4 protein-coding genes and 5 pseudogenes are annotated in these 6,675 nt (G+C 59.0%); 2 read left to right on the top strand and 7 right to left on the bottom strand.

Going from position 1 to position 6,675, the window contains the following annotated elements; all coding sequences use genetic code 11:
- Nucleotides 1-123: 123 nt before the first annotated feature.
- The 7 genes and pseudogenes from ISS20_RS22490 to ISS20_RS22460 form a co-directional block, all read right to left on the bottom strand.
- Complete coding sequence (locus tag ISS20_RS22490; RefSeq protein WP_059441888.1) at nucleotides 124-483, bottom strand: transposase; 360 nt, start codon at nucleotides 481-483, stop codon at nucleotides 124-126.
- Nucleotides 484-740: 257 nt separating this feature from the next.
- Nucleotides 741-842, bottom strand: a pseudogene (locus tag ISS20_RS22485) (IS3 family transposase); the annotation flags it as partial.
- Nucleotides 836-1,182, bottom strand: a pseudogene (locus ISS20_RS22480) (transposase); the annotation flags it as partial. The pseudogenes ISS20_RS22480 and ISS20_RS22485, both read right to left, overlap by 7 nt.
- Before the next feature lie 97 nt (nucleotides 1,183-1,279).
- Nucleotides 1,280-2,206 carry a LysR family transcriptional regulator gene (locus ISS20_RS22475; protein ID WP_059441886.1) on the bottom strand — a complete coding sequence of 309 codons (927 nt, stop codon included), beginning with the start codon at nucleotides 2,204-2,206 and terminating at the stop codon, nucleotides 1,280-1,282.
- Nucleotides 2,207-2,309: 103 nt separating this feature from the next.
- Complete coding sequence (locus tag ISS20_RS22470; RefSeq protein WP_291439715.1) at nucleotides 2,310-3,287, bottom strand: tripartite tricarboxylate transporter substrate binding protein; 978 nt, start codon at nucleotides 3,285-3,287, stop codon at nucleotides 2,310-2,312.
- A gap of 76 nt (nucleotides 3,288-3,363) precedes the next feature.
- Nucleotides 3,364-4,035 (bottom strand): isochorismatase family protein, encoded by a 672-nt coding sequence (locus ISS20_RS22465; RefSeq protein WP_059441884.1) that lies wholly within the window; start codon nucleotides 4,033-4,035, stop codon nucleotides 3,364-3,366.
- A 234-nt stretch (nucleotides 4,036-4,269) separates the two neighbouring features.
- Nucleotides 4,270-4,572, bottom strand: a pseudogene (locus ISS20_RS22460) (IS3 family transposase); the annotation flags it as partial.
- Between the two features lie 60 nt (nucleotides 4,573-4,632).
- Here ISS20_RS22460 and ISS20_RS22455 point away from each other — a divergent pair.
- Nucleotides 4,633-5,533: pseudogene (locus ISS20_RS22455) on the top strand (IS3 family transposase); the annotation flags it as partial.
- A gap of 67 nt (nucleotides 5,534-5,600) precedes the next feature.
- A pseudogene (locus tag ISS20_RS22450) lies at nucleotides 5,601-6,539 on the top strand (IS30 family transposase); the annotation flags it as partial.
- Nucleotides 6,540-6,675: the final 136 nt, after the last annotated feature.

Here is a 6,675-nt window from a genome sequence, read left to right as displayed (position 1 = left end):
CAAACAGGTATCCATGGTGGGCCTGGGCAACCCCGAACACCTGCACCACCCGGGCCAGCAAGCGCTCCGTTCCCATGCGCATGTCGATGGGAGCCGTTGCCAGCCACAGCGCGTCGATGCGGATCATCGCAGCCACTCGCGTAGCCAGGCCGCGCACTCTGCCGCGGCGGCAACGGGCCAGCGCACTTCAATAGTGGCAGCGCCTCGGCGCAGCTCCATATGAATGTCCGGCAGCGCGGGTGCGGCCTGCTGTGCACAGGGCAAGGCCAGTGCAACGAAGCCGGCACATTCGGGCCGTTGCCGCGTGCCGTCCGCCGGCGCCTGGCGGGCCTTGCGGCGCCATTTATGCACGAGATTGGCGTTAAGCCCATGGGCCAGTGCGATCGCTGCGACGGAAGCGCCTGGCTGGCTGCATTCGCTCAAAACTTGCGTCCTGAACGCCTCGCTGTGAGGCCGTCGGGCAAGCGTTTTGGAGTGTTCCATGAGGTGTCCACTTGAGTTCTTGGTGGGCACCATCGTCGCCTGGCTACGCTACTGATTCAATATGTGATGCCTAGCCGCATACTGTAGGACTCTCAACTTGTCAATGCTTTCAATGTCGCGCATCCTCATCGGCAGTGGGCTAATTGAAATTTTTTGAAGTAACTCCGTTGGCATGTCAATATCCTCTTTGAAAATAGGGGGTGCGGAGGAATTCTTGGATTACTCAGTGGGCTGCTGCCGGTTCTGTGGACACCGGCCTAAGCTTCTTGAGCTTTCTCGAACTGTATGGGACTGACGTAGCCAAGCGTCGAATGGCGCCGGGTCGGGTTGTAGAACCTCTTGATGTAATCGAACACATCATCACCATCGGCCAGACTCCTCGGTGTTTCGCCATAAAGCCGAACTTCACAACGCCTGCCTTGCAAAGTAGGCCGCCGCTTTTTTCACCAGGTCGGGCTCCATCCTGAGCTTGGCGTTTTCCCTCTTGAGGCGCTCAATTTCGGCCTGCTCGGGCTTCATCACGCCTTGGCCAGGAAAAGCCTGCTGCGGGTCAGCCGCCAGTTCGCGTATCCATATGCGTAGTGCGTTCTCGTGAACATCAAGGTCTCGTGCAGCCTGCGCCACTGGCACACCTCGATTTTTGACCAGCTTTACAGCTTTCAGTTTGAATTCTCGGCTGAATTGCCGTTTCTTTTCCATAACCATCTCCGGTTTCACCTTCACACCTTAACAAGGTGTCTACGAAACCGGCAGCAGCCCATGGGGGCAGGTTGCCGGCTAGATGATTTTCAGAACCCTATAGCCGCATGCCGTAAGGCCCCAGCTTCTCCGTCACCATGGCGATAGTGCGGTCCAGCAGCCGGTCTAGGCCGTGCGCCTCCCAGCTTTTTTCATTCCCCGAATGGGTCCGCCGCACGATGTACAGCGTCGATTTGAGCGGGAATCCCGAGATGCGTTTGGCCACCAGGCGCCCAGATTCAAGTTCCCGGGCGACCGAGCCATAGGGCATGATGCTGCTGGCTTCGCCCTGCAGCACAAGGTCCCGGATCGCGGCGATCGACTGGACCTCATACGCGACCTTCAGGTCGGCCAGCGGCACACCCGCGGCACGCGACAGGATGCGGCGGCCGATGTCCCTTCGCGAGCCCAGCGCGAGCTTGCTGTTCAAGACCTCCTCCATCGCAATCTCCGCCGGGGCTTTTTTCTTGCCGGCCGCGGTGACGAAAAGAATCTCTTCCTCCATCACCGCCGTTAGCAGCAGCTTGGGGCGCGGCTCTATTTCGTAGGCCAGGGCCACGTCGAGCTCTTCGCGCTCTATCGCGTCGGCCAGGAAAAAGCTGGGCCCTTCCACCAGGCTGAAGGCCAGGTCGTCAAAATCACGCTCGGCCATGAGCTGGAGGTGGGTGCCCACTAGCAGCGTGAGGCTGGTCGTCAGCCCCAGCGACACCGGCTCCCGCGCGGCGTTGTGAAGCTGGGTCACGTCTTTGCGCGTCTGCTCCAGCTGCTCAAAGATCAGGTTGGCCCGGCTGTAAAGCAGCTGGCCGGCCACGGTGGGCTCCACACCGCGCGAATGCCGGTGCAGCAGGGTCACTCCCAGCTCCGCTTCCAGCTCGCGTATGTGCAGGCCCAGCGCCGGCTGCGCCACATGCAGCTTTTTGGCGGCGCGTGTAATGTTGCACAGGTCCACCGCGGTCACAAAATAGCGGAGTTGCTTGAGGTTCAAGAAGCCTGTCCCCTGTATTCAGCCGAAAAATTCACAGCAAAGAAAAAACGAAAAAAGGACGTCATGGAATCCCATGCGTCCTTCAGCCGGAACAGCGCAGCACTTATTCGATGCTGATTTTCGCGTCGTTTATCACTTTTTCCCAGCGCGCCGAGTCTTCCTTGTTGCGCTGCTTGATCTCGTCCCGCGTCAGGCTCAGCGGCTCCACGCCCTGCACCGCCAGGATTTTGCGGGCTTCTTCGGTCGAGAAAACTTTTTTGGCTTGTGCAATCCACTTTTCAATCACTTCATTGGGTGTGCCGTTTGGCGCCACCAAGAACACCCACACGCTGCCTTCATAACCCGGCAGGCCGGATTCGGCAATCGTCGGCGTGTCGGGCAGGGCGGACACGCGTTTTTTCGTGGTCACGCCCAGGGCCTTCAGTTTGCCAGATTTGATGTGCTGCAGCACGGCCGTGATCGGCGAGAACACCATGTCGATCTGGCCCGCCAGCAAATCGTTCACGGCCAGCGAGGTGCCCTTGTAAGGCACATGCACCATGTCTACCTTGGCCATGGTCTTGAACAGCTCCGCCGCGAGGTGGTGCGTGGTTCCGGCGCCGGCCGTGCCGAAGGTCAGCTTGTCCGGGTTGGCTTTCGCATACGCAATCAGTTCCGGAACCGTCTTCGCCGCCACCTTGGCGCTCACCGTCAGCACCAGCGGGATGTCGGCCAGGGTTGCCACCGGCGTCAGCTCGCGGTCCACGTTGAAAGGCAGGCGCTTGTACAGCAGCGGCGCGACAGACCACAGCTCATTCGGGATCACCATCAGCGTGTAGCCGTCCGGCTTGGACTTCGCCACATAACTCATGCCGATCTGGCCGCTCGCACCCGGGCGGTTTTCCACAATCACGCTGCCGCCGAAATCCGCGTCCATCTTCGAGGCCAGGTAGCGCGCCACATAGTCCGTGCCGCCGCCCGCGGAATAGCCGTCGATGATACGGACAGGATGGTCGGGATAGGGGTCGGCCGCCGTCGCTTGCGTTGCGGCCAGAATGCCCGCGCACAACAGGAAGAGCGTTTTCTGGATCATGGGGTGCATACACATACCTCTGAAAGAAAAAAAGTGGAAGGAAGTTGTAGAAGAAGAATGAAGAAGAAGAGGAAAAAACGCCGCTTTATGCAGCCAGAGTTACCGGGGCCTCGATGGTGCGCAAATACGCCAGCGTGGCCTCCAGCGACACCACGTCGGCATACTTGGCCTGCAGGTCGAACAGGCTCTGGTCGTGCGCCGCCACAGAACGGTCGCCTACCGCCTCGCGAACCACCATGGGCCGGAAGCCGTTCTGGCACGCATCCACCGCGCTGGCCCGCACACAGCCGCTGGTCGACGTGCCCACAATGATCAGCGTGTCGGCCCTCGCGCTGACTAGCCGTGAAACCAGGTCCGTTCCAAAAAAGCAGGACGCATATTTTTTGTATATCAAGGCATCACGCGGCCCCATAGCCAGCCGCGGGTCCACTTCATGCCCGTCACCCGCCGCCATCAGGCTGGCCGTGCCTTTTTGCTTGAGCGCCCAGACACCCGCATCGCGCAGCTGTGCATCGTCATAACGCACACTCGTAAAAATGACCTGGATGTCTTTCTGGTGCGCGATATCCAGCAAGGCATTCGTCGCCCTGATCTGCGTTGTCAGGTCTGCGCCCAGCGGGCGGTTCGCATCGGTAAAACCCTTGGTCAGGTCCACCACCAGCAGCACCGGTCTGGCGCCAAAACCAATGGGAAACCCGAACCCGCGCTCGTGAAAAAACTCGGCATCGGAAACAGGGGAGGGGGGCGTGGTGGTCATGTCAAACGGTGCTGTTGAAGTGAAACTATTACAGCATCGTGACTTCCATGCTGTCCAAGACAGATTGTGTTTAGGAGCCAGACATTTTTTGGTTACGCGGGCCTGGGGCCGGTATCCGCGCTGGGATGGCCCGTGGCCGCCGCCAAACTTGTGACCTTGCCCCTACAGGGACTTCTCACGCTGTCAAGAGATACGGTATTCCTTGGGGGGTGCGGATAAAAAATTGGACTGGTTTTATGCCCCTAGCCCTAGGCTCACACGGTATTCAATGGGGCTGAGAGAGCTGAGAGAGATCTTGATCCGCTTCTCGTTGTACCAGCGGATGTAGGAATCGACCACCTCAAAGAATTGCTCAACGGTGGGGCTCTTCCAGTCCCGAGGATAGAACAGTTCGGTCTTCAGCCTACCGAAGAAGCCTTCGCAGGCCGCGTTGTCAGGTGAGCAGGCCTTGCGAGACATCGAGCGAGTAAGGTTTGCGTCACTCATTCTTGAGAGCCAGCCTGGCCAGCGGTAGTGGCCACCCCGATCGGAGTGAACTGGAGTTGGAGTTGACCCCATTTCACGGACACCTTATGGTTCAAACCGAAGGAGTTCGAGATGAGCAAATACCGAACGGCGTACGCGCCGGAGTTCCGCCAGCAACTTATTGAGTTGGTACATGCAGGCCGCAGTGCCAACGATGAAAGAGTTCGGCCTGCACGCCACAACAGTGGCCAAGTGGGTGCGGCTGAGCCCAATGGGCGTGGCAGCGGCACTGCCACCACCCAAAGGCAATGTTTCGCAGGGGCCACTCAATGCGGCTGAACGCCAGGAGTTGATCGAGCTGCGGCGCAAGCTGCGCCAGGTCCAGATGGAGCGTGATATTTTGGCAAAGGCTACGGCCTGGTTTGCCGGCAAGAGCGAGAAGACGTCCATAACGTCTACCGGCTCGTGAAAGCAAACCAGGCCGAACTACCCGTGCGCGCCCTGTGTGAAACGCTCAAGGTCTCCACCAGCGGGTATTACGACTGGCGGGATCGTCCGCTGAGCAAGCGGGCGCAAGCGGGCGCAAGCGAACATGGTCTTGAGCGAGCACATCCGCAGGGCCCACCGCGCCAGCGACGAAACATACGGCATGCCCCGCATTCGTGCCGAGTTAGCCGATACAGGGGTCATCGCCCGCCTCATGCGGGCGATGCGTATCCAGGGCGTCAGCCGCCGGCGAGCCTGGTGCGTCACCACCGAGCGAAACGAGCGCCAGCGCCCCGCACCCGATCTGGTCAAGCGGGTGTTTGTCGCCAAAGACATCAATGAGCTGTGGGTGGCCGATATGACGTACGTGCCGACCTGGGAAGGGTTTTTGTACCTGGCCGTGGTCACCGATGCCTGCAGCCGCAAGGTGGTGGGCTGGGCCTTTGGGGTGCAGATGACTGCAGACCTTGTCCTCTCGGCGCTCAACATGGCGCTGCACACCCGCAGGCCAGGAGCGGTCATCCATCATTCAGATCAAGGCAGCCAAGGTGGATTCAACCGGTCGTTGCAACACCTTTAATCAGGAGGTGTTTATGGGACGTCCCGCAGGATGGATGAAGCAATTTACTGGCAGAGACGCCATGCGATCTCCTGGTGCTCCGTCACATCGACGAGAGATCGAGCGTCAGTTCTGGCTTCAGATCGCCAAGGGCATCACCAGTGAGAAAGCAGCCGAAGCTGTTGGTGCATCACAGGCGGTTGGGGCTCGTTGGTTCAGGCATCGTGGCGGCATGCCATTGTTTATGTCCAAGCCTGTATCCAACAGGTATCTGTCGTTTGACCAACGAGAAGAGATCGGATTACTTCGTGCGCAGGATATTGGCGTGCGGGAGATTGCTCGTCGAATTGGCCGAAGTCCTTCTACTGTATCGAGGGAGCTGACACGCAATGCGGCGACTCGCGGGGGCAAGTTGGAATATCGAGCATCCGTTGCGCAGTGGAAAGCAGAACTTGTGGCCAAACGCCCCAAACCATCCAAGCTGGTAACGAATCCACGGTTGCGTGAATATGTCCAAGAACGCTTGGAAGGCTCCATTTACGATGTGCAAGGGTGGGAAGTTGCCGGTCCCCAGCAAGCGGCGTTCATTGGCCGCAACAAGCCCCACCGCTGTGATCGCAAGTGGGTCAAAGGTTGGTCTCCACAGCAAATTGCGAACCGATTACGGCTGGACTTTCCAAATGATCCATCGATGCGCATCTCACACGAAGCCATCTACCAAGCCCTGTACATCCAGGGTCGAGGTGCCCTCAAGCGAGAGACGGTCAGTTATCTGCGCACCGGGCGGGCGCTACGTGTTCCTCGGGCAAGGTGCCAAGCTAAAGCGTGGGCTCATGTCAGTGAAGAAGTAATGATCTGCAATCGACCGTTCGAGATAGAAGATCGCAAAGTACCAGGACATTGGGAGGGGGACTTGATCATCGGTTTGGGACGATCAGCGATTGGCACGCTGGTCGAGCGCACAAGCCGCTTGACCATGCTTGTGCACTTGCCGGGGTCTCCTCGTTTTCAGTGCAATAAGTGACGGTACGAAAAGCTAGCACTGGCGCGGAGGTGGTGTTGGTAGATCGTTGATTTCATTGACTTTCCTGTTCACTTTCAAATCTGCGATTCGTGGCGTCAAACCGTGG

Origin of the sequence: Acidovorax sp., from assembly GCF_016783915.1 — a bacterium.
In the GTDB taxonomy this organism is placed as follows: domain Bacteria; phylum Pseudomonadota; class Gammaproteobacteria; order Burkholderiales; family Burkholderiaceae_C; genus Acidovorax.
This window is presented reverse-complemented; position numbering and strand designations above follow the sequence as displayed.